The organism is Aeromonas sp. INTO2, from assembly GCF_049860605.1.
GTDB classification, from domain to species: Bacteria; Pseudomonadota; Gammaproteobacteria; order Enterobacterales; family Aeromonadaceae; genus Aeromonas; species Aeromonas caviae.
This window is the reverse complement of the sequence record NZ_CP187588.1, coordinates 3,540,593-3,567,313: the sequence shown is the minus strand read 5'-3', so window position 1 is coordinate 3,567,313 and position 26,721 is coordinate 3,540,593. Positions and strand designations below refer to the sequence as shown.

The window sequence follows — 26,721 nt, the reverse complement described above, 5'->3', positions numbered from 1 at the left end:
GCCAAAAGCGGTATCATCGGGGCAAGTTTATCGAGGGAGAGTGCGCGTGCAGATTTATCTGGTCGGAGGGGCGGTGCGGGATCGCCTGTTGGGATTGCCCCAGGGTGACAGGGATCACCTGGTGGTCGGCGCCACGGTGGAGCAGATGCTGGGTCTCGGATTCACCCAGGTGGGCCGAGACTTTCCAGTCTTTCTTCACCCCAAAACCCAGCAGGAGTACGCCCTGGCGCGCACCGAGCGCAAGCAGGGGCAGGGTTACACCGGCTTCGTCTGCCATGCCGCCCCCGAGGTGACGCTGGAGCAGGATCTGCTGCGCCGGGATCTCACCATCAACGCCATCGCCGAAGATGAGGACGGGCAACTGCACGATCCCTACGGCGGCGTGCAGGATCTGGAGGCGCGGTTGCTGCGCCATGTCTCGCCGGCCTTTGCCGAGGATCCCCTGCGCATCCTGCGGGTGGCGCGCTTCGCCGCCCGTTTCCATGCCCAGGGGTTCGTGGTGGCACCCGAGACGCAGGGGCTGATGCGCGAGATGACGGAGGCTGGAGAGCTGGCCCACCTGACCCCGGAGCGGGTCTGGAAGGAGCTGGAAAAAGTGCTGCTGGGGCCGACACCCCAGATCTTCTTCGAGGTGCTGCGCGAATGCGGCGCCCTCAAGGCGCTCTTCCCCGAGCTCGATGCCCTGTTCGGTGTGCCGGCCCCTGCCAGATGGCACCCGGAGATCGACACCGGCATCCACACCATGATGGTGCTGGCGCAGGCATGTCGCCTCTCCCCCGAACTGACCGTGCGCTTCGCGTCCCTCTGCCACGACTTTGGCAAGGGGCTGACCCCGCCCGCCTTCTGGCCGAGCCATCATGGCCATGGCCAGAAGGGATTGCCGCTCATTCGGGATTTTTGCGAGCGCTTCCGGGTGCCGAACGAGTGTCGCGATTTGGCCCTGCTGGTGAGCGACCTGCACACCCATATCCACATTGCCTTCGAGCTCAAGCCCGCGACCCTGCTCAAGGTATTCGACAAGGCCGATGCCTGGCGCAGACCGGAGCGCTTTGCCCAGCTGCTCGATGCCTGTCGCGCCGACTTCCACGGTCGTACCGGCTTCGAAGAGAAGGTCTACAGTCAGCCGGACTATGTCGCCGAGGCCCTGGAGGCGGCGCAGGCTGTGCCGGTCAAGGAGATAGTGGCGGCCGGCTTCAAAGGGGAGGCAATCCGCGAGCAGCTTGCCAAGCGGCGGCTTGATGCCATCAGCCGGGTGCGCGACGAGTGGACCTTCATCGAGGAGTAAACGCCGCAGCCGATCGACGCTCAATCGACGGCGTAATATGGGCGAAGCATAAAAAAGCCCGGGTCAATGACCCGGGCTTTTTGTCGTGCGGCGTGGGCTGCTCAGGAGAAGCAGGCCTGCAGCACGTAGAAGATGGCGATGGCCAGGATGGCGCCCGCGGGCAGGGTGATGACCCAGGAGACCACGATGTTGCGCAGCACGCCCAGGTTCAGGGCCGCGATGCCCCGTGCCAGACCGACGCCCATGACGGCACCCACCAGGGTCTGGGTGGTGGAGATGGGCAGACCGGTGCCGGAGGCGATCACCACGGTGGCGGCGGTGGCCAGCTGGGCGGCGAAGCCACGGCTCGGGGTCAGGTGGGTGATGCCGGTGCCGACGGTCGCCATCACCTTCTCGCCCATGGTGGCCAGACCGATGACGATGCCGATGCCGCCAAGGGGCAGGATCCACCAGGCGATGTGGGAGCTGCCGCCGATCTCGCCGCCGGCCGCCACGATGGAGGCGACTGCAGAGAGCGGACCGATGGCGTTGGCCACGTCGTTGGAGCCGTGGGCGAAGGCCATGGCACAGGCGGTGATGATCATCAGGATGCCGAACACCTTCTCCACGTTGGCGAAGTGCATCTTGCTGTCATCTTTCGGGTTGTACTGCTGGCCGCGGATATAGATCCAGCCGGCAAACGCCACCGCGATGGAGATGGCGACGGAGAGCAGCGCGCCTTCGCCATTGCTCAGGTGCAGACCGACGTGGGTCAGCCCCTTCTTGATGGTGACCAGGCAGATGACCAGGGACGTCAGGAACATGTAGAAGGGGACATAGCGCTTGGCGTTGTCCAGGGGGTTGTCCGTGTTGAAGATGAGCTTCTGCACGCTGATGAACATGAAGTAGGCGATGATGCCCGAGATGGCCGGCGTGATGATCCAAGAGCCGACGATGCCGCCAAACTTGTTCCACTGTACCGCTTCCGGACCGATGCTCACCACGGCGAAGCCCACGATGGCGCCGATGATGGAGTGGGTGGTGGAGACGGGCCAGCCGAAATAGGAGGCCAGGATCAGCCACAGACCCGCAGCCAGCAGGGAGGCGATCATGCCGAGCACCAGCAGATCCGGCGTGTCGGCAAAGGCGTTGCTGTCGATGATGCCGCTGCGGATGGTGGCCGTCACTTCGCCACCGGCCAGATAGGCACCGGCGAACTCGAAGATCATGGCGATGATGATCGCCTGACGGATGGTCAGGGACTTGGTGCCGACCGATGTGCCCATGGCGTTGGCGACGTCGTTCGCACCAATGCCCCAGGCCATCAAAAAGCCGAACAAGGCCGCCACGAGCACCAGGGTGGTGCCGTAATTTGCGATAATGTCCATTAGTAGTGTTTACCCAGTCAGTCGATTACGAACGAGCCAGCATCAATTCCAGACGGGCGCCAACGCGCTCTGCCTGATCAGCCAGGTCACCTACCCATTCGAGGATCTTGTAGAGGAACATAACGTCGATCGGATTGTATTTGTGCTCAACGGCTTGCAGCTGTTGGCGCAGTCCGATCTGCATGGTGTCAGTATCGTCCTCGATGAGATCCAGCTGGTGGATCATCTCGGCAACCATTTCAACTTCACGTCCTTTAAAGCCGGTTTCGAGCAGCTCATCGAGTTCTCCGATGGCTTTTTCGGCTTGGGCGGTCGCATCGATACAGCGTTTGAGATAGGCCATGAAATCGGCGCGCATCTCGGTGGGGAATTCCATCTTGCGGCCAAGCATGCGACCGGAAATATCCTTGGCACGGTTGGCAATCTTGTCCTGCTGGGTCAAGAGCTCCAGCAGATCGGTACGGGCGACCGGCAGGAACAGGCCGCGAGGGAGTTTCAAGCGGATTTCGCGCTTGAGGATATCCGCTTCTTTTTCCAGCTGGGCGATCTGTTGCCGGATCTTCTCGGCATCTTCCCAGCGGTCTTCGGCGACGGCATCAAAGAAGGGAATGAGCTGTTCGCAGCACACGTGAACCTTGACGATATGCTTCTGCAGCGGCTTGATGGGGGACTTGGCAAAAAGACCCAAAATAGTATTTACTGGCATGGCCAAACCTGTGTCGGTGAAAAAACACTCGATACGATTTTATGAGGGGCGCATGGTAACCGAACTGTGCCATCAATAAAACCGTGAATTAATCGTGAACTGTCGCTGGCATTATATCCTCGCGACCCTGAACATGCCCCCCAAAGTTGCCCGCCAGCCCGGAATGACTATGCAAACTGAGATCGAGATAAAGTTTTTCGTCACCAGCAATATTCAAGAATCCCTCTCCAACCTTCTGAATTCACTAGAGATTATTTCTTCCAATCAAGCCGCTCTTGGCAACGTCTATTTCGACACGCCCGACCTGGGTTTGCGTGGGCTCGATATGGGGTTGCGCATTCGTCGCAGCGATGATTTTTCCGAGCAGACCATCAAGTGCCGGGGGCAGGTCGTGGGCGGATTGCACGCCAGACCCGAGTACAACGCCCCGGTAGAGGGCACCATTCCGACCCTGTCTGCCTTTCCTGCCGATATCTGGCCGAGTCTGGCAGTGCGCGATGAACTCCAGAGCCGTCTGGTGGCCCAGTTCAGCACCGATTTCCTGCGCCGCCACTGGCTGATCGCATTCGGAGATGCCGAGATCGAGCTGGCCTGGGATCAGGGGGAGATTGTCGGTGCCCTGGGGCGAACCGGGATCGACGAGCTGGAGCTGGAGCTGAAATCCGGCGATGCCCGCGCCCTGTTCACCCTGGCGAGCAAGCTGGCGGCGCTGGGAGGATTGTGGCTGGGTGCCCAGTCCAAGGCGCAGCGCGGATACAGGCTGGCTGGGCTTGGCAAGCCACTGGCCGTGCAGCCCCTGCAAAGGATTGAGGGTAAAGATCAGAAGGCCAGCATTACCCTGGGTATGCAGCACTGGCAGTATCATGAGCAGCTCTGGCTCGAGAGTGACGATGCTGGCGAACAACAACGGGCGCTGCATGCCCTGCTCGAGGGGGTATCCCTGGTTGCCGAGGCGGCAGGCACGCTGACGGTGCCACCCTCCTGGCTGGCCGACCTGCAGGCGCAACAGCGTCTGATGATGCAGGTGGCCGGGGATCGTGCATCACTGCATGCCCTGTTCCACCATGCCGACCTGGTGAGCCTGCAGCTGTCCATCGCGGCCTGGCTGCATCTGGGGGAGTGAATCTTAAGTGGTGCAGAGCGCAAAAAGGTGAGCCCGGGCTCACCTTTTTTATGGCAGTTGCACCTTGAACGGCGCTATCAGTTCACCACGGCCACGTTGATGGTGCCGTTGCCCTCGGTCATGCGGACCCGGGCGCCAGGCACAAAGGTGGGGCTGGCCTTTTGTACCACCACGATGGATTCGCCGTTCTCTTTCTTGATCTCGAGCTCGACCCCGTCAACCTGGTTGAGTTTGTCCCCTGCCGCCTTGCCGGCCGCCGCACCCGCGATGGCGCCACCGGCCGCCGCGATGTCACTGCCACGACCGCCGCCTATGGTGCTGCCGAGCAGGCCGCCGACCACGGCACCGCCAATGGTGCCGATCAGGGAGTTTTCATCGGCCTGGATCTTGACGGGGCGGGTGGAGAGGATGGTGCCATAGCTGACGGTCTGTACCTGCTTGGCGCGATCCTTTGTGTAGACATCGCCGGAGTAGACGTCGCTGTTGGCACAGCCGGTGATGGCGGTGGTGGCCGCCAGCAGGGTGACGAGAGCAATACGTTTGAACATGATGGGCCTCCTGGGCGGGCATCGGATTAATCTGGTGATGAATTGCACTTTACGCCAACCAGATTGCGCATTAAACCCGCAAAGTGTAACCAATTATGTGGCCGGAAGGCTCCCGTGCCGGTGACGGATGGTCAGGTCAGGGCTTTTTCCAGCAGCAGGCGATCCTCGCCCGGCCCGAAGTAGCCTCTCTCTTCTGCCAACTGCTGATAACCCAGCCTTAAGTAGAGGCGCTGGGCCGGATTGGCGGGATCCACGGTCAGCCTCACCCGGGCAACCTGCAAATGCGCCAGAGCCTGCTCCACCTGCAACATCATTTGCTCGGCCAGGCCGAAGCCGCGCGCTTCGGGACGCACTGCGAGGGAGAGCAGCCAGCCCTGCGACCGATCCTGACCAAGCCCCCCGAGGGCATAGCCCAGCAGCCGGCCTTCCCGTTCCGCGACGACCAGCAGTTCGGGCCACAGATCCATGGCCTGGCGAAAGAAGAAACCGGGGTAGACATCCTCGCCGAAGACATCGGCATCTATCTGCCAGATGGCGTGCATGTCGGTGTGGGTGGCAAGGCGCAATACGGGGGACGAGTGCATCGGGGCTCCTCTGATCGGGTCTCTGCTGCGGGGCAGCCAAAAAGGAGGCACAGGGTAGAAGGGGCGGGGAGTCGATGCAAGGGGGGCATTTGTGGCATGTCGCAGATAAAGAAACAGGGCCCGCAGGCCCTGTGTCATCAGAGGAGGCTGGTTGCCTGCTCCAGCCAGGCGAGATCCTCGCCCTCCAGCAGCGGACTCAGACGGCGGTAGACCTCCGCATGGTATTCGTTGATCCAGCGGAACTCCGCCGGGCTCAGCAGGCTGCGATCGATGAGGCGGATGTCGAACGGCACATAGGTCAGTCGCTCGAAGCCCAGCATCGGCAGCTCGCCACGGGCCTCCTGTTCGGTCACCACCACCAGGTTTTCACAGCGGATGCCGAAGGCATCTTCCCGGTAGTAGCCCGGCTCGTTGGAGAGCACCATGCCCGGCTGCAGGGCCACCAGGCTGCCCTTGGGGGCGATGCGCTGCGGGCCTTCGTGCACGCTGAGGAAGTGGCCGACCCCGTGGCCGGTGCCATGGTCGTAGTTGTAGCCGGCCTGCCACAGGGGCATGCGGGCCAGCACGTCGAGCTGGATGCCGGCTGTACCGCGGGGGAAGCGGGCCTGATCCAGGGCAATATGACCCTGCAGCACCCGGGTAAACATGGCCCTGTGCTCGTCGGTCACCTCACCCACCTTGACGGTGCGGGTGATGTCGGTGGTGCCGTCCAGGTACTGGGCGCCGGAGTCCACCAGATAGATGCTGTCCTGGCCGAAGGTGCGCGGGGTACCGTTGGTGTGGCGGTAGTGGCACATGGCGGCGTTGGGGCCGAGTGCCGAGATGGTGTCGAAGCTCGGCTCCACATAGTGCTCCTGCTCGTGGCGGAAGGCTTCCAGCTGGTCGGCCAGGGTGCCTTCGTCCACACCGTCGAACTCGCCGCTGGCGATCAGGCGATCCAGCCAGGCCAGGAAGCGGGTGACGGCAACGCCGTCGCGCAGGTGGGCGGCACCCATGCCGGCCAGCTCCACGGGGTTCTTGCACGCCTTGGGCAGCATGGTGGGATCCTGGCCGGCCACCAGAATGGCGCCTGCCTCTTCCATCACGAGCTGGGTCCAGGCGTTGGCGGTGTTGGGGTCGGCCAGCACCTTCTGCTGATCCTCGCCGATGCGCTGCAACACGTCACCCAGCTTGTCGATGGGGTAGACGGAGACATCCTGTCCCACGTGCTGGCTGAAGGCGAAGCAGTCGATCTTGTCGGTATCGACGAAGAAATCCATGGTGGTGTTGGCGTAGAGCACCGCAAAGCCCAGCACCACCGGCAGGCGTTCCACGTCGCGACCACGCAGGTTGAGCAGCCAGTTGATGGGCTCGGCCTGGGTGAGCAGCACCGCATCCAACCCGCGCTTGCGCAGATCGCTGGCCAGCATTTCGCGCTTGGCCTGGCTGGACTGGCCCGCCAGCTCCTCGCTGTAGAGGATGACAGGGCTCTTGGTCGGAGCGGGACGATCGCTCCAGTGCAGATCGATGGGGTTCTCGTCGATGCGCACCAGCTCGATGCCGTGATCGGCCAGCACGGCGTTGGCGTTCTGATACCAGGCCAGGCTGTGCAGGCGGGCATCGAAACCGACCCGGGAGCCTGAGGGCAACTGCTCTGCCAGCCACTGCACGTGGGGGTCTTCATTGAGGTGGAGAAACTCGAACAGCTCGGCCGGCGCCTGCATGCGCGCCTGCACGGTATAACGACCGTCGATGAACAGGGCCGCCCGATGCGCCATGATGATGGCGAGCCCGGCGGAGCCGTTGAAACCCGTGATCCAGTCCAGCCGCTCGGCATAGGCGGGAATGTACTCCCCCAGATGCTCGTCGTCGTGGGGAACGATGAAGGCGTCCAGCTCCAGCGTGGCCAGTGTGGCCCTGACCTGGGCGACGCGGGTTTCAATAATCTCGAAATGGTTCATGTCGTTATTGCCAGCTTGTGGTGATGTGAGTGTTCATTGATGGTGGCCGCCTGCCAGGATCTGTCTGATCGACTGGCCTGCCGCCTCGATGTGTTGCTTGAGCAGTACCACTGCCTCGTGCTTGCGCCGGGCGCGGCACAGTTCAAGGAGTCGGGCGTGCTCCCGCTCGGCCTTGTCCACGCCGCCCTGGGCGAACAGCAGTTCGAAACGCACATAGCGGTCGCAGCTCAGATTGATCTGGGCGATCAGTTCCAGTGCCTGGGGGCGATTGGCTGCCTGGTAAAGGGTGGCGTGAAAGCGGTGATTCAACTCGGCCCAGTGTTCGATCTGGGTGCCAGACTCCAGCGCCAGATCAAACTGGGCGAGGATGGCTTGCGCCTGGGCGAAGGTCTCCCCCGTCATCAGGTCGACGGCGTGGAACAGGGTATCGGCTTCGAGCAGTGCCCGCAAATAAAAGAGCTCCTCGATGGCCGAGGCATCCAGCATGGTCACCACGGCGCCGCGATGGGCCTCGAACTTCACCAGCCCCTGAGCTTCCAGTTGCATCAGGGCTTCCCGCACCGGGATGCGGCTCACCGCCAGCTCCTTGGCGATGGCGTCCTGGCGCAGGGGGGCGCCCGCAGCAAACTCGCCACGCAATATCCGGCCGCGGAGGTTCTCCATCACCATCTGGGTTCGGGTCTTGTAAGGTGGGGTCATGCTGGGGTCACGGGCAGGTTGCAAAATTGTATATTGTATAAAGTTTGGCTGAATCTAACGCGCAAGGGCCGTCAAGGCAAGGCTTGGCGGGAGCCATATGCCGCGCATCGGCCAAAAAAATACCGGCCAGCAGGGCTGACCGGTACGGGATTGCGAGACGCGAGGCGCGTTTCTTACAACTGCGGGCCCGCCGCGACCAGGCGTTTGCCTTCGTCGTTGTCGGTGAAGCGCTCGAAGTTCTTGATGAAGCGCCCGGCCAGATCGGCCGCCTTGGCATCCCACTCGGCCTGGTCGGCGTAAGTGTCTCGCGGATCCAGGATGGCGGGGTTGACGCCCGGCAGCTCGGTCGGCACTTCCAGGTTGAACACCGGCAGTACCTTGGTCGGCGCCTTCTCGATGGAACCATCCAGGATGGCGTCGATGATGCCACGGGTATCCTTGATGGAGATCCGCTTGCCGGTACCGTTCCAGCCGGTGTTGACCAGATAGGCTTCAGCCCCTGCCGCTTCCATCCGTTTCACCAGCTCCTGGCCGTACTTGGTCGGGTGCAGGCTGAGGAAAGCCGCGCCGAAGCAGGAGGAGAAGGTCGGGGTCGGCTCAGTGATGCCGCGCTCGGTACCGGCCAGCTTGGCGGTAAAGCCGGACAGGAAGTGGTACTTGGTCTGCTCCTTGGTCAGCTTGGCGACCGGGGGCAGCACACCGAAGGCGTCTGCGGTCAGGAAGATCACCTTGGTGGCGTGACCCGCCTTGGAGACCGGCTTGACGATGTTGTCGATGTGATAGATGGGGTAGGAGACTCGGGTATTCTCGGTGCGGGAACCGTCGTCGAAGTCGATGGTGCCATCGGCGGCCACGGTCACGTTTTCCAGCAGCGCATCGCGGCGGATGGCGTGGTAGATGTCCGGCTCGGCCTCTTCGGAGAGCTTGATGGTCTTGGCGTAGCAGCCCCCTTCGAAGTTGAACACGCCGTGATCATCCCAGCCGTGCTCGTCATCGCCGATCAGCTGACGCTTGGGATCGGTGGAGAGGGTGGTCTTGCCGGTGCCGGAGAGGCCGAAGAAGATGGCCACGTCCCCATCCTTGCCCACGTTGGCGGAGCAGTGCATGGAGGCGATGCCGCGCAGGGGCAGGAAGTAGTTCATCATGGAGAACATGCCCTTCTTCATCTCGCCACCGTACCAGGTGCCGCCGATGAGTTGCATCTTCTCGGTCATGTTGAAGGCGACGAAGTTCTCGGAGTTGAGACCTTGCTCCTTCCAGTTCGGGTTGGTGCACTTGGCACCGTTCATCACCACGAAGTCCGGTTTGAAGGTCTTCAGCTCCTCTTCGCTCGGGCGGATGAACATGTTCTTCACGAAGTGCGCCTGCCAGGCCACCTCGGTGATGATGCGCACTGCCAGGCGGGTGTCCGGGTTGGCGCCGCAGAAGCCGTCCACCACGAACAGACGCTTGCCGGAGAGCTGTTTGGTGACCAGCCCTTTCAGATGTGACCACACTTCCGGGGTAATCGCCTTGTTATCGTTTTTACCCTGGTCAGACCACCACACAGTATCCTGAGTAGTGGCATCTTTGACGATATATTTATCTTTAGGGGAGCGGCCGGTGAAGATGCCGGTGTTGACGTTGACGGCGCCAAGTTCGGTGACGACGCCACGCTCGAAGCCCTCAAGGTCTGAGCGGGTCTCTTCAGCGAAAAGCTGCTCATAGGAGGGGTTGCGAACGATTTCCTGGCTGTTTTTGATACCGTATTGGTCCAGCTTCAGTTGTTGGGCCAGGGTGGGTTCTACCACGATTGTCATTGTATTCTCCTGGGTTCAGAGGTGTGTAGGGTTCTATCTGACGTTCATGCTACCACCTAGGTGGTAGTTTTTAGCGATCGCCATCAAACTTTATAAAATAGGGTATTTTTTTGTTATTTAAGTTAAAGGCGGGTTTTGCCCGCCTTTGATTAGTGTAACTGGTTTGCATCATTACCGGGAGCCCTGCTGAACAGGGTTTCGATGTCTATCCCGTCGAATTCGTAGTGGGCGCCGCAGTAATCGCAGTGCATGTCGATCTTGCCGAGCTCCTGCACCATGGATACCGCTTCCTCCTTGTCTATCTGCAGCAAGGCCCCTTCGCAACGGGCGCGGGAGCAGGTGCAGCGGAACTCGATGGCCTGGGGATCGAACACCCGTACCTTGTCCTGGTGGTAGAGGCGGTAGAGGATCTCTTCCGCGTCCAGACCGAACAGCTCTTCGTCCTTGATGGTGGTGGTGAGCTGGACCAGGTGGTCGAAATCTTCGCTGTGATCCTCGCTCTGGGCCGGCAGCTCCTGCAGCAGGATGCCCGCCGCACGGGGCTCGCCCTCGTGGTGGCCGGTGCGGATCCAGAGGCGGGTGGCCAGTTGTTCGGACTGGGCGAAGTAGTGCTCCAGACAGGCCGCCAGGGTGTCGGCCTCCAGGGCGATGATGCCCTGATAGCGCTCTCCCTGATCCGGAGTGATGGTGATGACCAGATGGCCGTTGCCGATCAGGCTTTGTAGCTTGCCGTCCGTCGGCAATTCCCCTTCATAGCGTGCCACGCCGCGCAATTGCTGGTTGTTGTCGCCGTTGATGACGGCCAGACGCACCGGACCGTCCCCCTGCAGCTGCACCGTGATGGAGCCTTCGAACTTGAGGGTGGCGGTCAGCAGGCTGGTGGCAACCAGCAGCTCGCCCAGCAGGTGCTGCACCTGTACCGGGTAGTTCTGGGCGTCGATGATGTGGCGGTAGGTACGATCCAGCTGGACCAGCTCCCCACGCACTTCGTACTCTTCGAACAGATAGCGATACAGGAGGTCTTGGTTACTCATCATGGTTTCCTAGGATGTTCTTGGGGAAAAATAAACACATTGTTAAACAGGTGGTTAGGAACTAATTCCTCCACCTGTCGTCATAAAGGGGCCACAGACGCGGATTAGGATTGCTTGACCCGGATAAGCTGGCGTCGCTCCTGCTTGTCGGGTCGGCGCTCCGGGCTTGGGGCAAACTGGCTGTTGAAGCGGCGGGCTTCGCTGTTTTCGGCCCGTTTCTTCAGGCTGGCCTCTGTCTCTTCATAGAGTTGCTGGGCCAGCGGGGCGGATTTGCGCTGCTCGCTCACCTCGAGCACCCGCACCTCCCGCTCGTCCTGGCCTTGCCAGAATCGCACCAGGGCGCCGACCTCGACCGCCTTGCCCGGCTTGGTGCGCTGGCCGTTGTAGTGCACCTTGCCGCCGTCGATCTGATCCCGCGCCAGACTGCGGGTCTTGTAAAAGCGGGCGGCCCACAGCCACTTGTCGAGACGGACCTGAGTGCTGCTTTGTGCTGGATTCGACATGGATCGGCTCCGGGATGGCTGAAAAGGTGCCTGATTATACCAGAGGCGGGCCCCGGGATAGAAACAGGGGGCATCCGGGTGTGACGGAAACTGAATTTTCACCCCTTGGTCCCATCCGGTCGGTTGTCTCTGGGTCCATTGCCGTACACAATAGCCAACCGACTTGGATGCCAGACAATTTTGAGAAAGATGACGCTACCGTTCAGGGATGATTTGTTGACTTCCCTTCTGGCTCGCTGCAAGGCCATGCCACTCTCCCGTTTCAGCCAGCCCCTGTTCTGGCTTCTGCTGCTGTTGCTGGCCCAGCAGTGTGCCGTGCTCACCTGGCGCCTGTACGAACTGGCCCAGCCCGCTCCCCTGACCCCCTGGCAACCCTCGGTCCCCTCGGTGCAGGGGAGTGGTGGCGATCGCCTCGATCTTGGCAACCTCAGCCGCCTCTCTCTCTTTGGCAAGGCGCTGCAACCCCAGGCGGACAAGGCGGCAGAGACGGTGGCGGCGGATGCCCCGAAAACCCAGCTCAACGCCCAGCTCAACGGGGTGCTGGCAAGCTCGGATCCCGCCAAGTCCATCGCCATCATCGCCCACAACGGGACACAGAACTCTTACGGCATCGGGGACTACATCGACGGTACCCAGGCCAGGATACGCCAGGTGTTTGCCGATCGGGTCATCATCGCCCGGGACGGCCGTGACGAGACCCTGATGCTGGACGGGGAAGAGTATGGCAAGCCCCTGCCCAAACCGGCCCGCCAGGAGGGGCTCTCCTCCGTGCGCAGTGAACTGCTGGGCAACCCGGGCAAGATCACCGATTACCTCAATATTTCTCCGGTCCGGGTGGACGGTCGCATGACCGGCTATCGCCTCAACCCGGGTCGTAATCCGGAACTGTTCAATCAACTCGGACTGGTCGCCAACGATCTGGCGGTCAGCATCAACGGCCTGGATCTGCGTGACAACGCCCAGGCCATGCAGGCGATGCAGCAGGTGGCGGGCGCCACGGAAATGACCGTCACCGTCGAGCGGCAAGGACAGCTCTACGACGTCTATGTCGGCTTGTCAGAATAATGAATTGGAGTAGCACCAAGAATGACAAATAAAGGGAAGGGCTGGCGTCTGGCCACCATGGCGGCAGCCTTGATGATGGCCGGTTCTGCCTGGGCCACCGAGTATTCCGCCAGTTTCAAGAACGCCGACATCGAGGAGTTCATCAACACGGTCGGCAAGAACCTGAACAAAACCATCATCATAGAGCCATCGGTACGCGGCAAGATCAACGTGCGCAGCTATGACCTGCTCAACGAGGATCAGTACTACCAGTTCTTCCTGAGCGTGCTCGACGTTTACGGCTTTGCCGTGGTGCCCATGAACAACGGCGTGCTCAAGGTAGTGCGCTCCAAGGATGCCAAGACCTCGGCCATCCCCGTGGTGGATGACACCAACCCCGGCGTGGGTGACGAGATGGTGACCCGGGTGGTACCGGTGCGCAATGTCTCGGTCCGTGAACTGGCCCCCCTGCTGCGTCAGCTCAACGACAACGCTGGCGGCGGCAACGTGGTCCACTATGAGCCCTCCAACGTGCTGCTCATCACCGGCCGCGCCGCAGTGGTCAACCGCCTGGTGGAGGTGGTTCGCCGGGTGGACAAGGCGGGGGATCAGGACATGGACGTCATCAAGCTCAAGTTCGCCTCCGCCGGCGAGATGGTGCGGCTGGTGACCAACCTCAACAAGGATGGCAGCAATCAGGGGGCCAACGCCTCCCTGCTGCTCTCCCCCAAGGTGGTGGCCGACGAGCGCACCAACTCCGTGGTTATCAGCGGCGAGCCCAAGGCCCGTGCCCGCATCATCCAGATGGTGCGCCAGCTCGACCGGGATCTGCAGAGCCAGGGCAACACCCGGGTCTTCTACCTGAAATATGGCAAGGCCAAGGATCTGGTTGACGTCCTCAAGGGGGTCAGCTCCAGCATCGCCGCCGACAAGAAGGGCGGGGCGGCTGCCACGGCCACGGGCGGCGCCAGCATCGGCGGCGGCCAGCTCGCCATCTCCGCCGACGAGACCACCAATGCCCTGGTGATCACCGCCCAGCCGGACGTGATGGCCGAGCTGGAGCAGGTCATCGCCAAGCTCGACATTCGCCGTGCCCAGGTGCTGGTGGAGGCCATCATCGTCGAGATATCGGATGGTGACGGCATGAACCTCGGGGTGCAGTGGGCCAACACCAATGGCGGCGGCACCCAGTTCACCGACACCGGTCTGCCCATCGGCTCCCTGGCCATCGCCGCCAAGGATTACAAAGACAACGGCAACACCGACGGCCTGTCATCCCTGGCGGGCAGCTTCAGCGGCATGGCGGCAGGCTTCTATCACGGGGACTGGGCGGCGCTGGTGACGGCGCTCTCCACCAACAGCAAGAACGATATTCTCTCCACCCCGAGCATCGTCACCATGGACAACAAGGAGGCCTCCTTCAACGTCGGTCAGGAAGTGCCGGTGCAGAGCGGCTCCCAGAGCTCCACCACCAGCGATCAGGTGTTCAACACCATAGAGCGCAAGACGGTGGGGACCAAGCTGGTGGTGACGCCCCAGATCAACGAAGGAGATTCCGTGCTGCTCAACATCGAGCAGGAGGTCTCCAGCGTGGCACAGAAGCAGGCGACCGGGACCGCCAACCTGGGCCCCACCTTCGATACCCGTACCGTGAAGAACGCCGTGCTGGTCAAGAGCGGCGAGACAGTGGTGCTGGGCGGCCTGATGGACGAACAGACCCAGGAGCAAATCTCCAAGGTGCCCCTGCTCGGGGACATTCCGGTGCTGGGCTACCTGTTCCGTTCCTCCAAGACCTCCACCGCCAAGCGCAACCTGATGGTCTTCATCCGCCCGACCATATTGCGTGACGCCAATGTCTACTCCGGGGTCTCCAGCAACAAGTACACCCTGTTCAGGGCCGAACAGCTGAGCCGGGCTGCGGAAGAGGGCTATGCCACCTCGCCGGCTCGCCAGGTGCTGCCCGCCTATGGCCAGGACGTGATGATGTCCCCCGAGGTGCAGCAGCAGATCCAGAGAATGCAGGCCCAGCAGCAGGCGACCGCCACCGGCGTGCGCGCCCAGGTGCAGGAGCAGCCCTTCGTGCAGAGCAAGCCCTGATGGCCGCCTACCAGCTCGATGGCAGCGAGCTGCCGGCTCCCCTGCCGGAACTGCCGTTCGCGTTTGCCCGCAACTTCGGGGCCATCCTGACCGAGCGCCAGGGTGCCCCGGTGCTGCTCTGTCGTCAGGGGATCTCCCCCCAGACCCTGCTGGAGGTGCGACGGGTGGCGGGCTGTGCCTTCGCGGTGGAGCAGCTTGGCAACGACGAGTTCGAGACGCTCCTGATGGCCCACTATCAGCGTGACTCCTCCGAGGCGCGCCAGCTGATGGAGGATCTCGGCAACGAGATGGACTTCTTTGCCCTGGCCGAAGAGCTGCCTCAGAGCGAGGATCTGCTGGACGCCGACGACGACGCCCCCATCATTCGCCTCATCAATGCCATGTTGAGCGAGGCGATAAAAGAAGAGGCGTCCGACATCCACATCGAGACCTTCGAGCGGGCCCTGGTGATCCGTTTTCGCATCGATGGGGTGCTGCGGGAGATCCTGCGCCCCCATCGCAAACTCGCCTCCCTGCTGGTGTCGCGCATCAAGGTCATGTCGCGCATGGACATCGCCGAGAAGCGGGTGCCCCAGGATGGCCGCATCTCACTGCGCATCGGCGGCCGGGCGGTGGACGTGCGGGTCTCCACCATGCCCTCCAGCTACGGCGAGCGGGTGGTATTGCGACTGCTCGACAAGAACAACGTGCGCCTTGAGCTCAAGCAGCTCGGCATGACGCTGGCCAACCGCAACATCATCAGCGAGCTCATTCGCAAGCCCCACGGCATCATCCTGGTGACGGGCCCGACCGGTTCGGGCAAGTCCACCACCCTTTATGCGGCCCTCTCGGAGATCAACTCCCGGGATCGTAACATCCTGACCGTCGAAGACCCCATCGAATATGACCTCGAAGGGGTGGGCCAGACCCAGGTCAACAGCAAGGTGGACATGACCTTCGCCCGGGGCCTGCGCGCCATTCTGCGTCAGGATCCGGACGTGGTGATGGTGGGGGAAATCCGTGACCTCGAGACCGCCCAGATCGCGGTGCAGGCATCCCTCACCGGTCACCTGGTGATGTCGACCCTGCACACCAACACCGCCATCGGCGCCATCACCCGGATGCGGGACATGGGGATCGAGCCCTTCCTGCTCTCCTCGTCGCTCCTGGCGGTACTGGCCCAGCGGCTGGTGCGCACCCTCTGCCCGGATTGCCGCGCACCGCACCCTGTCACCGAGCAGGAGCGTCTGGCCATGGGCATCGAGCTTGCGCCGGATCAGCAGATCTGGCGTCCGGTGGGCTGCGAGCAGTGCAACCACACCGGCTATCGCGGCCGGACCGGCATCCACGAGCTGGTGGTGGTGGACGAGGCAGTGCGCGAGGCGATCCACAGCGCCAGCGGCGAGCTCGCCATCGAGCGGCTGATCCGGGGTCACACCCCCAGCATCCGCCGCGATGGCATCGACAAGGTGCTCAAGGGGCAGACCAGCCTCGAAGAGGTGCTGCGCGTGACCCGGGAAGACTGAAATGGCGGCATTTGAATACAAGGCCCTCGACGGCAAGGGGCGCAACAAGAGCGGCGTGCTGGAAGGGGATTCCGCCCGCCAGGTGCGCCAGCTGCTGCGCGAGCAGGGGCTGACCCCCCTCGAGGTGAATGAGACCACCGAGAAGGCCAAGCGGGAGGCGAACCGCTTCGTGCTGTTTCGCCGTGGTGCCTCTACCGCAGAACTGGCCCTCATCACCCGCCAGCTGGCGACCCTGGTGGGGGCCGGTCTCACCATCGAAGAGGCCCTCAAGGCGGTCGCCGAACAGTGCGAGAAGGCCCACCTGCGCAGCCTGGTGGCGACGGTGCGCAGCAAAGTGGTGGAGGGGTATTCCCTGGCCGATTCGCTGGGGGCCTTCCCCCATGTGTTCGACCAGCTGTTCCGCTCCATGGTGGCGGCCGGCGAAAAGTCTGGTCACCTGGAGAAGGTGCTCAACCGTCTCGCCGATTACACCGAGCAGCGCCAGCACATGCGCACCAAGCTGCTGCAGGCGATGATCTATCCCATCGTCCTCACTCTGGTGGCGGTGGGGGTCATCTCCATACTGCTCACCGCCGTGGTGCCCAAGGTGGTGGCCCAGTTCGAACACATGGGCCAGCAACTGCCGGGCACCACCCGTTTCCTCATCGGCACCAGCGAGCTGTTGCAGCACTACGGCCTCTGGTTCCTGCTGCTCCTTGGCATTGGCGGCCTGATTTGGCGCTGGTGGCTGACCGACGACAAGCGTCGTCGTCGCTGGCACCAGGTGATACTGCGCCTGCCGGTGATCGGTCGGGTCAGCCGCGGTCTCAACACCGCCCGCTTTGCCCGCACCCTGAGCATCCTCAACGCCAGCGCCGTCCCCCTGCTGGAGGGAATGAAGATCGCCGGCGAAGTGCTCTCCAACGACTATGCCCGCATGCGCATCGGTGAGGCCACCGAGCGGGTGCGGGAGGGGACCAGCCTGCGCAAGTCGCTGGATGAAACCAGAATTTTTCCGCCCATGATGCTGCACATGATCGCCTCGGGCGAGCAGAGCGGCGAGCTCGACAGCATGCTGGAGCGGGCGGCGGACAACCAGGACAGGGAGTTCGAAACCCAGGTGAACATCGCCCTCGGGGTGTTCGAGCCCATGCTGGTGGTCTCCATGGCCGGGGTGGTGCTGTTTATCGTGATGTCGATCCTGCAGCCGATCCTGGAGCTCAACAACATGGTGAATCTGTGAGGGTCAGGTGCCCGAATAGGCTTCGCCATTCGAACCTGCACATTCAATCGAATGATCGTGGTTTAACAGTTAATCGTTGATGGCTCATGCCATCTCATTTCGTTAGGGAGTCAGTCATGCAAAAGCGTCGTCAATCGGGTTTTACCCTGCTGGAAGTGATGGTGGTCATCGTGATCCTGGGGATCCTGGCCAGCCTGGTGGTGCCCAACCTGATGGGCAACAAGGAGAAGGCGGATCAGCAAAAAGCGGTCTCCGACATAGTGGCGCTGGAAAACGCCCTCGACATGTACAAGCTGGACAACAACCGCTACCCCACCACCGAGCAGGGGCTGGACGCCCTGGTCAACAAGCCGACCGCATCCCCTGAGCCGCGCAGCTACCGTGAAGGGGGCTACATCAAGCGCCTGCCGCAGGATCCCTGGGGCAACCAGTACCAGCTGCTGAGCCCGGGCCAGTTCGGCAAGATCGACATCTTCTCCATGGGGATGGACGGCGAAGCCGGGACCGATGACGACATCGGCAACTGGAACCTGAAGGACTTCCAATAAGTGATTCCGCCGCGTCGTGCTCACTGCGCCACCCCGGGGCTGCCTGAATGAAGATGGCCTCTTGGGCCCGTCACCAGGCCGGTTTTACCCTGCTGGAAGTGTTGCTGGTGGCCATGTTGATGGGACTGGTGGCCACTGCCGTCACCCTCAGCATGGGGGGCGCCAGGGGGGATCGGGAGCTCGACAAGCAGGCGCGCCGCTTCATGGCGACCCTGCAGCAGGCCCAGGAGTATTCGGTCATGGATGGCAGGCTGCTGGGGCTGCGGGTCGAGGAGAACGGCTGGCAGTTTATGTCCCGGGATCCCAAGGATCGCAAGTGGCGCGCCCTGACCGGTGACAAGTTGCTGGGGCCGGTGACGTTGCCGGAGGGGATGACCCTGGCGGTGGAGCTGGAAGGTTTCAACTGGCGTACTGCGTCGGACGAACGCCAGGAGCAGGGTCGGGACGAGCGCGAGCGGACACCCCAGATCCTGGTCTTTCCGGGGGGAGAGCTCTCTCCCTTCGTGCTGACCCTGAGCCAGCAGGACGAGGATCTGCACTACCTGCGCACCGTCAGGGGGGACGAGTTCGGTCGTCTCTCCCTGTTGCAGGATGAAGAGGAAGAAGAGTGAGGAGCGCCAGGCCCGCAGGGGGCGTTCTAGCGCGTCGCACCGCTCTGTCGGGTGGCCCCGCCCGGGTGCGCGGCATGACGCTGCTGGAGGTCATGGTGGCCCTGGCGGTGTTTGCCATCGCCGGGCTGGCGGTGATGAAGACCGCGAGCGAACACCTGGCCGGCCTCAATTATCTGGAGCAGAAGACCCTGGCGACCTGGGTGGTGGAGAATCAGCTGGTGCAGCAGAAGCTCGAAGGCAAGTGGCCGGGAGACAGCTGGGTGGAAGGGGACGAGGAGATGGCCGGGCAGACCTGGTACTGGCGCTATCGCGGCGTCGCCACGGCGGACAGCAACTTCAGGGCGCTGGACATGGAAGTGCGCACCGCGCCCAAGGCCGACAGCCCGGTGGCCATGATCCGGACCTATCTCAGCCGATGAACATTCATCAACGTGCGTCCATGATCCGGAGTCGGTGTCAGCCGATGATCCAGAGCAACACCCACCCATCGTGCCACCGCGGCTTCACCCTGCTTGAGATGCTGGTGGCTATTGCCATCTTCGCCACCCTGAGCCTGGGGGCCTATCAGGTGCTGCAAGGGGTGCTGACCAGCGACGAGGTGGCCAAGCGCAAGGAGGCCCGTCTCTCGGAGCTGCAGCTCGCCTTCAGCCTGCTGGAGCGGGATGTCACCCAGATGGTGCCGCGCAGCGGTCGCATCGACGGCGAGAACAACAAGGTGCTGCTGGCGGCGTCCCGCTTCGGCCAGCAGAGCGACGACTGGGGCATGGCCTTCATTCGCGGCGGCTGGCTCAATCCGGACGGCATACTACCGCGCTCCGGCCTGCAACGGGTGGGTTGGCGTCTCAAGGGGCAGACCCTCGAGCGGTTGAGCTACCTCTATCCGGATCCGGCCATTGGCACCGAGCCGCGCATTCAGCCCGTGCTGACCGGCGTGACGGCGCTGCGCCTCTATTTCTACGACAAGGGACAGTGGAAGGAGGAGTGGACCCAGCGCGACCTGCTGCCCTACGGGCTGGCGGTGGAGCTGGAGCTTGAAGACTACGGCACCATCCGTCGCCAGTTCCTGATCGGAGCCGGTGGCCAGAGGGCAGAGAATGGTAACTGATCGTCGTTTTCCCCTGTCCGTCACGGAGGATGACGGCACTATTCGACGTCGCCAGTTCCTGATCGGAGCCGGTGGTCAGAGGGCAGAGAATGGTAACTGGTCGTCGTTTTCCCCTGTCCGTCACGAAGGATGACGGCACTATTCGACGTCGCCAGTTCCTGATCGGTGCTGGTGGCCAGCGAGCGGACAATGGCAATTAAGCGCCCCCGCCCTCCTTTGGCCCCCGGCAGACAGCGGGGCATGGCCCTGCTGGTGGTGTTGCTCATCCTCGCGGTGATGGTGATCGTCGCCAGCAACATGAGCGGCCGCTTGCAACTGGAGCTGCGCCGCACCGCCAACCTCACCCTGGGCAAGCAGGCCTGGTGGTATGCCATGTCGGCGGAGGCCCTGGTGATCAAGGTGCTGAACCAGGACTTCAAGGACGACCCGGATCGGGTGAGTCTGGGACAGAACTGGGCGCGGGAGGACGGGGTCTTCCCGGTGGAGGATGGCACTCTCTCGGGCCGGGTGCGGGATCTGCAATCCTGCTTCAACCTCAACAGCCTGAGCGTGCCCCTCAAGGAGGGGGAGAACGGCGACGATCTCGAGGCCCAGCCTTACCAGTTCAAGGTGTTCCGGGCCCTGCTCGCCCAGCTCGAGGTGGATGATTACGAAGCGGTGCAACTGACGGACGCCATCCGTGACTGGACCGACAAGGATACCCAGCTGGTCTCGAGCAACGGGGCCGAGGATGCCTACTACGAGGGACTCAATCCCCCCTACCTGGTGGCTAACCAGCGGATGCTGGGCACCGACGAATTGCGGGCGGTGCGCGGGGTGAGCGCCAGCCTGTACGCCCGGTTGGCCCCCTATGTGTGCTCCCTGCCCAATGACAAGCTGGTGGTGAACATCAACACCATCCGGCCGGAGCAGGCGGCCCTGCTGGTGGGGCTCTACCAGGGGAAGATCGGGCTGGACGATGCCAAGCGGGTGCTGACCAGCCGCCCCAAGAAGGGGTGGAAGAACAAGCAGGAGATGACGGAGCAGTTGCAGGTTCAGCCGGGTGCCATCACCGGGCTGGATGGCGCCCTGGACATCAAGAGCAGCTTCTTCGAGGCCCGCCTGCTGGCGGAGGTGGGGGAGACCCGCGCCAGGCTTGAGACCGTCTTCCAGCGTGGCAAGGACAACAAGCTGGTGATGCTGCGTCGCCTGAGCGGCGGCGCCGAATAACAAGGGGGCGTGGGGCGGTTTCAGCTGCCCTGCGCATCCCCCGATTGGACTGCAACCCATGGCTGTGCGCCCGCCCCCCTGAGGGAGGAGCGGGCATGGCAGGAGAGACATTAGTGAGCGAGAGTCTGGTCATCCGTCTGGGGACCAATGCGCAGCAGCCAGTGCACTGGCTGGTCTGGTCGGCGCAGGAGCAGGAGATCATCGCCTCCGGCATCCTGGCCTCGGCGCACGCCCTCGGCGAGCTGCAGGAGCGTGCCGGTGGTCGCCCCGTGGTGACCCTGGTGCCCGGCAGCGATCTTATCTTCCGGCGGGTCAATCTGCCGGGCAAATACAGCCGCCAGAGTGCGGCGGCCCTGCCCTATCTGCTGGAGGAGCAGATCGCCTCAGACGTGGACGATCTGCACCTGGTGGTGCTCGGCCATCAGGGCCGCGAGGTGGATCTGATGGCGGTGGACAAGGGGAAGATGCACTCCTGGCTCGGCTGGCTGGAGCAGGCAGGACTCAAGACCCTGCACCTGCTGCCCGACGTGCTGGCGCTGCCGCTCGCCGCCGATGGCTGGTCAGCCCTGCAGCTGGGGGAGGAGTGGCTGGTCCGCCAGGGCCCCCGTCAGGGCATAGTGGCGGAGGAATCCCTGCTGGCCATGCTGCTGGCAGCGCAGACCGACCCCGTCACCCTTCACTGCCATACTCCCATCCCCGCCATGGCGGCGGGCAACTGGCAGGGGGCTGACCCGGAACTGCCCATGCTGTTGCTGGCGAAAGGGGCGCTGACCTGCCAGGCCAACCTGTTGCAGGGGCCCTATCGTCCCCAGACCGAATACGCCCGCTACTGGTTGCAGTGGCGCAAGGTGGCGGTGCTGGCAGGCGTATTGTTGCTGGTGGCCCTGGTGCAGCGCGGTGTGCATCTGCACCAGCTGGCGGAACAGGACAAGGCCCTCAAGGCGGAGATCCGGCAGGTCTACACCCGGATCTTCCCGGGAGAGACGCGGATCGTCAACGTGCGCAGCCAGATGACCCAGCACCTCCAGCAGTTGGGGCAGGCTCCCCAGGATGGCGTCCTGTTGCTCCTGACCGAGCTGGCCCCGGTGTTTGCCGAGGTGCCCGGCCTCAAGCCCGAGGTGCTGCGCTTCGATGCAGCCCGGGGCGAGCTGAGGTTGCAGGTGACGGCCCCCGGCTTCACCGAGATCGAACGTTTCCGCGAGCTGGCGGGCAAGCGCTTCGAGGTGCAGCAGGGTGAGGTGCGAAGCACCGAAGGCAAGGTCGAAGGGGCGCTGGTGCTCAAGGGGAGGTCGTCATGATGGACAAACTGCAGAGCTGGTGGCGCGGCATCAGTGCCCGCGAGCAGCGGCTGGTGGCGGTGGGGGGCAGCGTGCTGCTCATCGGGCTCTTCTACTGGGCGATCTGGCAGCCGGTGGCAAATCGCATTGCCGAGCGCGAGCGGCAGGTGGTGAACCAGCAGCAGACCCTGGCCTGGCTCAAGGAGAAGGGACAGGAGGTGCTGGCGATGCAGGGGGGACAGGGGCGCCAGATCGATACCGGCGGTACCCTGGACGGTGTGGTGAACCGCACCGCCTTCAACCAGAAGATCAAGATTGCCCGCTTGCAGCCCCAGGGTCAGGAGCTGCAGGTATGGATAGACACAGTGCCGTTCGATGATCTGCTGATCTGGCTTGCGACCCTCTCGGATCAATACGGCGTCCAGGTGCAGATCATCGAGCTGGCCCGCGAGGGGCTGGCCCCCGGGCTGGTCAAGGTCAGACGTTTGCAGTTGAGTCGTTCCCAATGAAGCGAAAAATAGTGATCGCCAGTCTCTTCCTGCTGGCCTATCTCGGTTTCCTGCTGGCCCAGTTGCCTGCATCCCTGGTGGTGCGCCATCTGCCGCTGCCCCCCAATCTGGTACGGTTGGAGGGGGTGAGCGGCACCCTCTGGAGCGGTCAGGCCGCCCGGGTGCAATATGCCAGCGAGTCCCTCACCCAGTTGCGCTGGGATCTCGATGGCTGGTCCCTGCTGCGGCTGGCGCCCGAGGTGTCGGTGCGCTTTGGCGAGCGCAGCGGACTCAACGGGCAGGGGATCCTGGGTTGGAACGGTGCCGCTTTCGGGCGCGACATCACCCTGAATGCGCCGGCCCCCTGGGTGCTGGAGCGGGTGCCGATGAGACCCCCCTTCCCGCTGACGGCGGCGGGCCAGTTGCAGCTCAAGATCGACCAGTTTGCCCAGGGCAATCCCTGGTGCGACAACCTTTACGGGGATCTTCACTGGTATGACGCACAGGCGGACACCCCGGCGGGCAAGTTGGCCCTGGGGGATCCCGAGATCAAGCTCACCTGTCTCGACTCCCGGCTGGTGGCCGAGATCAAGCAGGGCTCGGAGGCGGTGCAGGTACTGGGCAAGCTGGAGTTGCAGGCGAATCGCCAGTACCTGTTCCAGGGCACCCTGAAACCGGGTCCCGAGCTGCCGGACCAGATGAAACAGGGGCTCCCCTTCCTCGGCCAGCCCGATGGGCAGGGGCGCTTCCCGCTGCGTTATCAGGGCCGCATCTGACGGCGTTGCCCATGGTTTGAACCACCCCGCCCCGGCGGGGTGGTGTCGTTATGGGGGCGCGCCGGCTGGCGCCGTGATGAGGTGATTGAGGAAGAAGCTGAACAGCTCGGCCCGGGAGTGCAGGTTCAACTTGGCGTAGAGGTGCTTGCGGTGATTCTTCACCGTGCCGCTGCCGATGCCGAGTGCATCGGCAATGGCCTCGGTATCCAGCCCCTGCAACAGCAAACCCGCCACCTGGCGCTCCCGCCGGGTTAGCTGGTCTCCCCCCACACTGGCGATAGCCTGCTCCACCGCCCCCTTGAGGTCAGTGCCATCTGACCTGGCCGGGCTGCGGGCCAGGCGGGGTGTCTCTTCCCGCCAGTGCTGGCGACACAGGGAGTGGACCAGCGGGAACAGTGCCTCCAGCCTGGCCAGCTCGTCACGGCTGAGGGAGCTGCGCTTGTCGAGGCGGCCCAGAAACAACATCAGGGTGAGGCCGCCGCGCACCGGCAGGATCAGCCCCACCTCCTCCTGCCAGCCGGTGGCCTGATAGAAGTGGTGGCGATACTCGGGGTCGAGCCGCCCCCGCGACACCTGCGCCAGGGTCCAGACCCCGGCACCCAGCCCCTGCTCCAGCGCCTGCATGAAGGGATCCTGGCTAAAGTGGCGGGTGAGGTAGCGGTCGAACAATAGGGCCCGCTGATGATGCAGGTTGTCGTAGAGGTAGACGGGGCGCAGCCCCACCCCGAGCAGCAGGGCACAGTCGAATGCCACCTGTTGCTGGATGAGGCGCACCAGGGCTGCCGGGAAGCCGCTGCCGTGCAGGGCATCGACGGCGGCGGTCAGGCTCAGGGTATCCGTGGCAGGAGACGGGGGCATGGCGATGGGCTCCGGGTCAGGGAATGGCTTCCCCACGATGGCAGGATGCTAGCACGGGAGTGGCAAAACTGTCCCCTGGGGGACATATCTGCCAGCACCGCAAACGGAGAGGATGGCCCTCTTTCTCTTGCTGTTGGAGCCCTCCATGACAAATCCTCACCTGCTCGATGAGCTGACCCAGCGCGGCCTGGTGGCCCAGAATTCCGACCCGGTGGCGCTGGCCGACCATCTTGCCACCCCGCGCACCGTCTATTGCGGCTTCGATCCTACCGCTGGCAGCCTGCACATCGGCCACCTGGTGCCACTGTTGATGCTGCGCCGCTTCCAGCTGGCGGGCCACACCCCGGTGGCCCTGGTGGGCGGGGCCACCGGCCTTATCGGCGATCCCAGCTTCAAGGCAAGCGAGCGCACCCTCAACAGCGCCGAAACGGTGCAAGGCTGGGTCGCCAGCCTGTCGGCCCAGATAAGCGCCCTGCTGACGGCGAGCGATGGGCTGGCAGCGCCGCTGCTGGTCAACAACGCCGACTGGATGGGGCAGATGTCCGCCCTCGATTTTCTGCGGGACATCGGCAAGCACTTCTCGGTCAACGCCATGCTGGCCCGCGAATCGGTGCGCCAGCGCCTGGCCCGTCCGGATCAGGGGATCTCGTTCACCGAGTTCTCCTACGCCCTGCTGCAATCCCAGGACTTCGCCGTGCTCAACCAGCGCCTCGGCTGCACCCTGCAGATCGGCGGCAACGACCAGTGGGGCAACATCACCAGCGGCATGGACCTCACTCGGCGGCTGCATCAGGCCCAGGTCTATGGCATGACGCTGCCGCTCATCACCAAGGCCGATGGCACCAAGTTCGGCAAGACCGAGGGGGGCGCTATCTGGCTCGACCCGGCGCTCACCTCCCCTTACGCCTTCTACCAGTTCTGGCTCGGTACCGCAGACGAGGATGTCTACCGCTTCCTGCGCTACTACAGCTTTATGCCGCTGGCCGAGATTGAGGCGCTGGAGGCGGAGGATGCGAAGCGGCAGGGGCGCAAGCTGGCCCAGCAGGTGCTGGCGGACGAGCTGACCGAACTGGTACACGGCAAGGGGGCGCTGGCGGCGGCGCAGCGCATCAGCGAATCGTTGTTCAGTGGCGAGGTAGCCCGCCTTGGGGAGAGCGATCTGGCCCAGCTGGCGCAAGATGGCATGCCAAGCAGCTGCATCGAGGGGGAAACGGATCTGGTGACCCTGCTGGTGGAGTGCGGCCTGGCCAACTCGAAGCGGATCGCCCGCGAGCTGCTGGCGGCGGGAGCCGTCAGCGTCAACGGTGCGATCCGCCAGGATGAGCCGCTCACCGCCGACGATCGGCTGTTCGGCCGCTACCTGCTGCTGCGCCGGGGCAAGAAGCAGTACCACCTGGTGATCTGCTCATGAAGGGGTGAGCGCCTCGATGACGTAGTCGAGGAAGTGGCCGACCAGGGCCGACTCGGCCCGGCGCTGGGTATAGAGGGCGTAGAAATGGGCCCCCTTGGGGCGATAGTCCGGCAGCACTTCGCGCACCACCCCCTCGGCCAGCTCGGCCGCCACCAGGTAGCGCGGCAGGCGGGCTATCCCCAGTCCCTGGCGCATCCCCTGGTGAATCGCCTTCTTGCTGCTGAAGGCCAGTTCGCCCACTACCTCGAGAGGGATCTCGCGCCCCTGGGCAAGGAGGGGCCAGCGCTCGTGGCGGCCGTACTCCTGGCTGCGGGTGATGAGGCTGTGCTGATGCAGATCCTGCGGTGTGGTGAGGGGCGGGTGACGGTCGAGGTAGTCAGCGCTGGCGCAGAGCACCAGATCGTCCACCGCGATGGGGCGCGCCAGGTAGGGCTGGGTGCCGAGCTCGGTGCTGCGAAACGCCACGTGCAGGTTGTCGCGCAGCAGGTCGGCCGGGGTATTGCTGAAGTCGGCGATGATCCGCACCTCCGGGTGGTCGGCGCGAAAGCGCAGCAGCACCGGAGTCAGCACCACTTCTCCCCAGAGATCCGGCGCCGTGATGCGCAGCTCCCCGCACAGTGCCGAGCGGCGGCGCTGCAGGCCGTCCAGCAACTGCTCGTGCAGGGCGATCATCTGGTCGGCCTGGCGGTAAGCGAGCTCTCCTGTGTCGGTCAGTTGCACCCGGCGGGTGGTGCGACTCAGGAGCACGCTGCCGAGGCTCTGCTCCAGGTGGCGCAGATCTTTTGACGCCTTGCTCGGGGTGATGCCGAGCTGGGCCGCCGCCGCGGCGAAGGATCCACAGCGGACGATGGCGACCAGCAGGTGCATCAGGTAGAGAGTGTCGAGCTTGTGGTGACTCATGAGGGGTGGCCTATTGTGTCTTGCTGGGAATGAATGTCTTGCTTGTGCGCCTGATTATATCCTGGTGGCCCGGGTTTATAGT

At 63.6% G+C, this 26,721-nt stretch carries 26 protein-coding genes; 15 read left to right on the top strand and 11 right to left on the bottom strand.

What is annotated here, in order from left to right:
• Nucleotides 1-46 precede the first annotated feature (46 nt).
• Entirely contained in the window at nt 47-1,285 is a 1,239-nt protein-coding gene (locus ACPW74_RS16815; RefSeq protein WP_279981948.1) for a multifunctional CCA addition/repair protein, read from the top strand.
• A gap of 101 nt (nt 1,286-1,386) precedes the next feature.
• Here ACPW74_RS16815 and ACPW74_RS16810 read toward each other — a convergent pair whose 3' ends face one another.
• Both ACPW74_RS16810 and ACPW74_RS16805 read right to left on the bottom strand, forming a co-directional pair.
• Nucleotides 1,387-2,652: an inorganic phosphate transporter gene (locus tag ACPW74_RS16810; RefSeq protein ID WP_069784272.1), complete on the bottom strand. Its 1,266-nt coding sequence runs from the start codon at nt 2,650-2,652 to the stop codon at nt 1,387-1,389.
• A 25-nt stretch (nt 2,653-2,677) separates the two neighbouring features.
• Nucleotides 2,678-3,358, bottom strand: a complete 681-nt coding sequence (locus ACPW74_RS16805; protein WP_010675736.1) for a TIGR00153 family protein — start codon at nt 3,356-3,358, stop codon at nt 2,678-2,680.
• Nucleotides 3,359-3,527: 169 nt separating this feature from the next.
• Here ACPW74_RS16805 and ACPW74_RS16800 point away from each other — a divergent pair, with 169 nt between their 5' ends.
• A complete protein-coding gene (locus tag ACPW74_RS16800; protein WP_425858405.1) occupies nt 3,528-4,481 on the top strand; it encodes an inorganic triphosphatase in 954 nt (317 codons plus the stop codon).
• A 77-nt stretch (nt 4,482-4,558) separates the two neighbouring features.
• On the opposite strand, the gene ACPW74_RS16795 is transcribed toward ACPW74_RS16800, so the two are convergent.
• From ACPW74_RS16795 to hslR, 7 genes are all read right to left on the bottom strand, one after another.
• Nucleotides 4,559-5,029 carry a glycine zipper 2TM domain-containing protein gene (locus ACPW74_RS16795; protein WP_279981946.1) on the bottom strand — a complete coding sequence of 157 codons (471 nt, stop codon included), beginning with the start codon at nt 5,027-5,029 and terminating at the stop codon, nt 4,559-4,561.
• A gap of 131 nt (nt 5,030-5,160) precedes the next feature.
• On the bottom strand, nt 5,161-5,613 hold the full coding sequence (locus ACPW74_RS16790; RefSeq protein ID WP_104452240.1) for a GNAT family N-acetyltransferase: 453 nt from the start codon (nt 5,611-5,613) through the stop codon (nt 5,161-5,163).
• 137 nt (nt 5,614-5,750) lie between these two features.
• On the bottom strand, nt 5,751-7,553 hold the full coding sequence (locus tag ACPW74_RS16785; protein WP_279981944.1) for an aminopeptidase P family protein: 1,803 nt from the start codon (nt 7,551-7,553) through the stop codon (nt 5,751-5,753).
• Nucleotides 7,554-7,586: 33 nt separating this feature from the next.
• Nucleotides 7,587-8,252, bottom strand: coding sequence for a GntR family transcriptional regulator (locus tag ACPW74_RS16780; protein ID WP_279981942.1), 666 nt, complete (start codon nt 8,250-8,252; stop codon nt 7,587-7,589).
• A gap of 173 nt (nt 8,253-8,425) precedes the next feature.
• Nucleotides 8,426-10,051, bottom strand: coding sequence for a phosphoenolpyruvate carboxykinase (ATP) (gene pckA, locus ACPW74_RS16775; protein WP_010675730.1), 1,626 nt, complete (start codon nt 10,049-10,051; stop codon nt 8,426-8,428).
• A gap of 149 nt (nt 10,052-10,200) precedes the next feature.
• Nucleotides 10,201-11,085: an Hsp33 family molecular chaperone HslO gene (gene hslO, locus ACPW74_RS16770; protein WP_010675729.1), complete on the bottom strand. Its 885-nt coding sequence runs from the start codon at nt 11,083-11,085 to the stop codon at nt 10,201-10,203.
• Nucleotides 11,086-11,189: 104 nt separating this feature from the next.
• Complete coding sequence (hslR, locus tag ACPW74_RS16765) at nt 11,190-11,588, bottom strand: ribosome-associated heat shock protein Hsp15 (protein ID WP_010675728.1); 399 nt, start codon at nt 11,586-11,588, stop codon at nt 11,190-11,192.
• Nucleotides 11,589-11,804: 216 nt separating this feature from the next.
• Between hslR and exeC the strand changes: the two genes are divergently transcribed.
• The 12 genes from exeC to exeN all read left to right on the top strand — a co-directional run bounded on the left by exeC (nt 11,805) and on the right by exeN (nt 23,470).
• Nucleotides 11,805-12,653, top strand: coding sequence for a GspC family type II secretion system variant ExeC (exeC, locus tag ACPW74_RS16760; RefSeq protein ID WP_406568946.1), 849 nt, complete (start codon nt 11,805-11,807; stop codon nt 12,651-12,653).
• A gap of 21 nt (nt 12,654-12,674) precedes the next feature.
• Nucleotides 12,675-14,729: a GspD family T2SS secretin variant ExeD gene (gene exeD, locus ACPW74_RS16755; protein ID WP_010675726.1), complete on the top strand. Its 2,055-nt coding sequence runs from the start codon at nt 12,675-12,677 to the stop codon at nt 14,727-14,729.
• Nucleotides 14,729-16,234, top strand: coding sequence for a GspE family T2SS ATPase variant ExeE (exeE, locus tag ACPW74_RS16750; RefSeq protein WP_041211720.1), 1,506 nt, complete (start codon nt 14,729-14,731; stop codon nt 16,232-16,234). The genes exeD and exeE overlap by 1 nt, the downstream gene beginning before the upstream one ends.
• 1 nt (nt 16,235) lies before the next feature.
• Nucleotides 16,236-17,456, top strand: coding sequence for a GspF family T2SS innner membrane protein variant ExeF (gene exeF, locus ACPW74_RS16745; RefSeq protein ID WP_039040588.1), 1,221 nt, complete (start codon nt 16,236-16,238; stop codon nt 17,454-17,456).
• A 116-nt stretch (nt 17,457-17,572) separates the two neighbouring features.
• Nucleotides 17,573-18,004 (top strand): GspG family T2SS major pseudopilin variant ExeG, encoded by a 432-nt coding sequence (gene exeG / locus ACPW74_RS16740; protein WP_010675723.1) that lies wholly within the window; start codon nt 17,573-17,575, stop codon nt 18,002-18,004.
• A gap of 47 nt (nt 18,005-18,051) precedes the next feature.
• Nucleotides 18,052-18,615, top strand: a complete 564-nt coding sequence (gene exeH, locus ACPW74_RS16735; protein WP_279981939.1) for a GspH family T2SS minor pseudopilin variant ExeH — start codon at nt 18,052-18,054, stop codon at nt 18,613-18,615.
• Nucleotides 18,616-18,680: 65 nt separating this feature from the next.
• Nucleotides 18,681-19,034 (top strand): GspI family T2SS minor pseudopilin variant ExeI, encoded by a 354-nt coding sequence (exeI, locus tag ACPW74_RS16730; protein ID WP_257713654.1) that lies wholly within the window; start codon nt 18,681-18,683, stop codon nt 19,032-19,034.
• 44 nt (nt 19,035-19,078) lie between these two features.
• Complete coding sequence (exeJ, locus tag ACPW74_RS16725; RefSeq protein WP_045522074.1) at nt 19,079-19,720, top strand: GspJ family T2SS minor pseudopilin variant ExeJ; 642 nt, start codon at nt 19,079-19,081, stop codon at nt 19,718-19,720.
• A gap of 189 nt (nt 19,721-19,909) precedes the next feature.
• Nucleotides 19,910-20,929, top strand: coding sequence for a GspK family T2SS minor pseudopilin variant ExeK (exeK, locus tag ACPW74_RS16720; RefSeq protein ID WP_201890335.1), 1,020 nt, complete (start codon nt 19,910-19,912; stop codon nt 20,927-20,929).
• 113 nt (nt 20,930-21,042) lie between these two features.
• Entirely contained in the window at nt 21,043-22,227 is a 1,185-nt protein-coding gene (exeL, locus tag ACPW74_RS16715) for a GspL family type II secretion system protein ExeL (protein ID WP_103255184.1), read from the top strand.
• A complete protein-coding gene (gene exeM / locus ACPW74_RS16710) occupies nt 22,224-22,715 on the top strand; it encodes a GspM family type II secretion system protein ExeM (RefSeq protein WP_010675717.1) in 492 nt (163 codons plus the stop codon). The genes exeL and exeM overlap by 4 nt, the downstream gene beginning before the upstream one ends.
• The gene (gene exeN, locus ACPW74_RS16705) at nt 22,712-23,470 is read left to right on the top strand and encodes a GspN family type II secretion system protein ExeN (protein WP_029314819.1); all 759 of its coding nucleotides are present in this window, start codon (nt 22,712-22,714) and stop codon (nt 23,468-23,470) included. Before exeM ends, exeN begins: the two co-directional genes overlap by 4 nt.
• Nucleotides 23,471-23,518: 48 nt before the next feature.
• Here exeN and ACPW74_RS16700 read toward each other — a convergent pair whose 3' ends face one another.
• A complete protein-coding gene (locus ACPW74_RS16700; RefSeq protein WP_010675715.1) occupies nt 23,519-24,328 on the bottom strand; it encodes a helix-turn-helix transcriptional regulator in 810 nt (269 codons plus the stop codon).
• A gap of 145 nt (nt 24,329-24,473) precedes the next feature.
• On the opposite strand from ACPW74_RS16700, the gene tyrS reads away from it, so the two are divergent.
• Nucleotides 24,474-25,739, top strand: a complete 1,266-nt coding sequence (tyrS, locus tag ACPW74_RS16695) for a tyrosine--tRNA ligase (RefSeq protein WP_279981937.1) — start codon at nt 24,474-24,476, stop codon at nt 25,737-25,739.
• Here the strand turns inward: tyrS and ACPW74_RS16690 are convergent.
• Nucleotides 25,734-26,639, bottom strand: a complete 906-nt coding sequence (locus ACPW74_RS16690; protein WP_425858404.1) for a LysR family transcriptional regulator — start codon at nt 26,637-26,639, stop codon at nt 25,734-25,736. The two genes, tyrS and ACPW74_RS16690, sit on opposite strands and share 6 nt — an antisense overlap.
• Nucleotides 26,640-26,721 lie beyond the last annotated feature (82 nt).

What these genes read in the sequence shown, in the direction of transcription:
- ACPW74_RS16810 (WP_069784272.1), bottom strand. Translation starts at nt 2,652, where the DNA reads ATGGACATTATCGCAAATTACGGCACCACCCTGGTGCTCGTGGCGGCC.
- ACPW74_RS16805 (WP_010675736.1), bottom strand. Translation starts at nt 3,358, where the DNA reads ATGCCAGTAAATACTATTTTGGGTCTTTTTGCCAAGTCCCCCATCAAG.
- ACPW74_RS16800 (WP_425858405.1), top strand. Translation starts at nt 3,528, where the DNA reads ATGCAAACTGAGATCGAGATAAAGTTTTTCGTCACCAGCAATATTCAA.
- ACPW74_RS16795 (WP_279981946.1), bottom strand. Translation starts at nt 5,029, where the DNA reads ATGTTCAAACGTATTGCTCTCGTCACCCTGCTGGCGGCCACCACCGCC.
- ACPW74_RS16790 (WP_104452240.1), bottom strand. Translation starts at nt 5,613, where the DNA reads ATGCACTCGTCCCCCGTATTGCGCCTTGCCACCCACACCGACATGCAC.
- ACPW74_RS16785 (WP_279981944.1), bottom strand. Translation starts at nt 7,553, where the DNA reads ATGAACCATTTCGAGATTATTGAAACCCGCGTCGCCCAGGTCAGGGCC.
- ACPW74_RS16780 (WP_279981942.1), bottom strand. Translation starts at nt 8,252, where the DNA reads ATGACCCCACCTTACAAGACCCGAACCCAGATGGTGATGGAGAACCTC.
- pckA (WP_010675730.1), bottom strand. Translation starts at nt 10,051, where the DNA reads ATGACAATCGTGGTAGAACCCACCCTGGCCCAACAACTGAAGCTGGAC.
- hslO (WP_010675729.1), bottom strand. Translation starts at nt 11,085, where the DNA reads ATGAGTAACCAAGACCTCCTGTATCGCTATCTGTTCGAAGAGTACGAA.
- hslR (WP_010675728.1), bottom strand. Translation starts at nt 11,588, where the DNA reads ATGTCGAATCCAGCACAAAGCAGCACTCAGGTCCGTCTCGACAAGTGG.
- exeD (WP_010675726.1), top strand. Translation starts at nt 12,675, where the DNA reads ATGACAAATAAAGGGAAGGGCTGGCGTCTGGCCACCATGGCGGCAGCC.
- exeE (WP_041211720.1), top strand. Translation starts at nt 14,729, where the DNA reads ATGGCCGCCTACCAGCTCGATGGCAGCGAGCTGCCGGCTCCCCTGCCG.
- exeF (WP_039040588.1), top strand. Translation starts at nt 16,236, where the DNA reads ATGGCGGCATTTGAATACAAGGCCCTCGACGGCAAGGGGCGCAACAAG.
- exeG (WP_010675723.1), top strand. Translation starts at nt 17,573, where the DNA reads ATGCAAAAGCGTCGTCAATCGGGTTTTACCCTGCTGGAAGTGATGGTG.
- exeH (WP_279981939.1), top strand. Translation starts at nt 18,052, where the DNA reads ATGAAGATGGCCTCTTGGGCCCGTCACCAGGCCGGTTTTACCCTGCTG.
- exeJ (WP_045522074.1), top strand. Translation starts at nt 19,079, where the DNA reads ATGATCCAGAGCAACACCCACCCATCGTGCCACCGCGGCTTCACCCTG.
- exeK (WP_201890335.1), top strand. Translation starts at nt 19,910, where the DNA reads ATGGCAATTAAGCGCCCCCGCCCTCCTTTGGCCCCCGGCAGACAGCGG.
- exeM (WP_010675717.1), top strand. Translation starts at nt 22,224, where the DNA reads ATGATGGACAAACTGCAGAGCTGGTGGCGCGGCATCAGTGCCCGCGAG.
- exeN (WP_029314819.1), top strand. Translation starts at nt 22,712, where the DNA reads ATGAAGCGAAAAATAGTGATCGCCAGTCTCTTCCTGCTGGCCTATCTC.
- ACPW74_RS16700 (WP_010675715.1), bottom strand. Translation starts at nt 24,328, where the DNA reads ATGCCCCCGTCTCCTGCCACGGATACCCTGAGCCTGACCGCCGCCGTC.
- tyrS (WP_279981937.1), top strand. Translation starts at nt 24,474, where the DNA reads ATGACAAATCCTCACCTGCTCGATGAGCTGACCCAGCGCGGCCTGGTG.
- ACPW74_RS16690 (WP_425858404.1), bottom strand. Translation starts at nt 26,639, where the DNA reads ATGAGTCACCACAAGCTCGACACTCTCTACCTGATGCACCTGCTGGTC.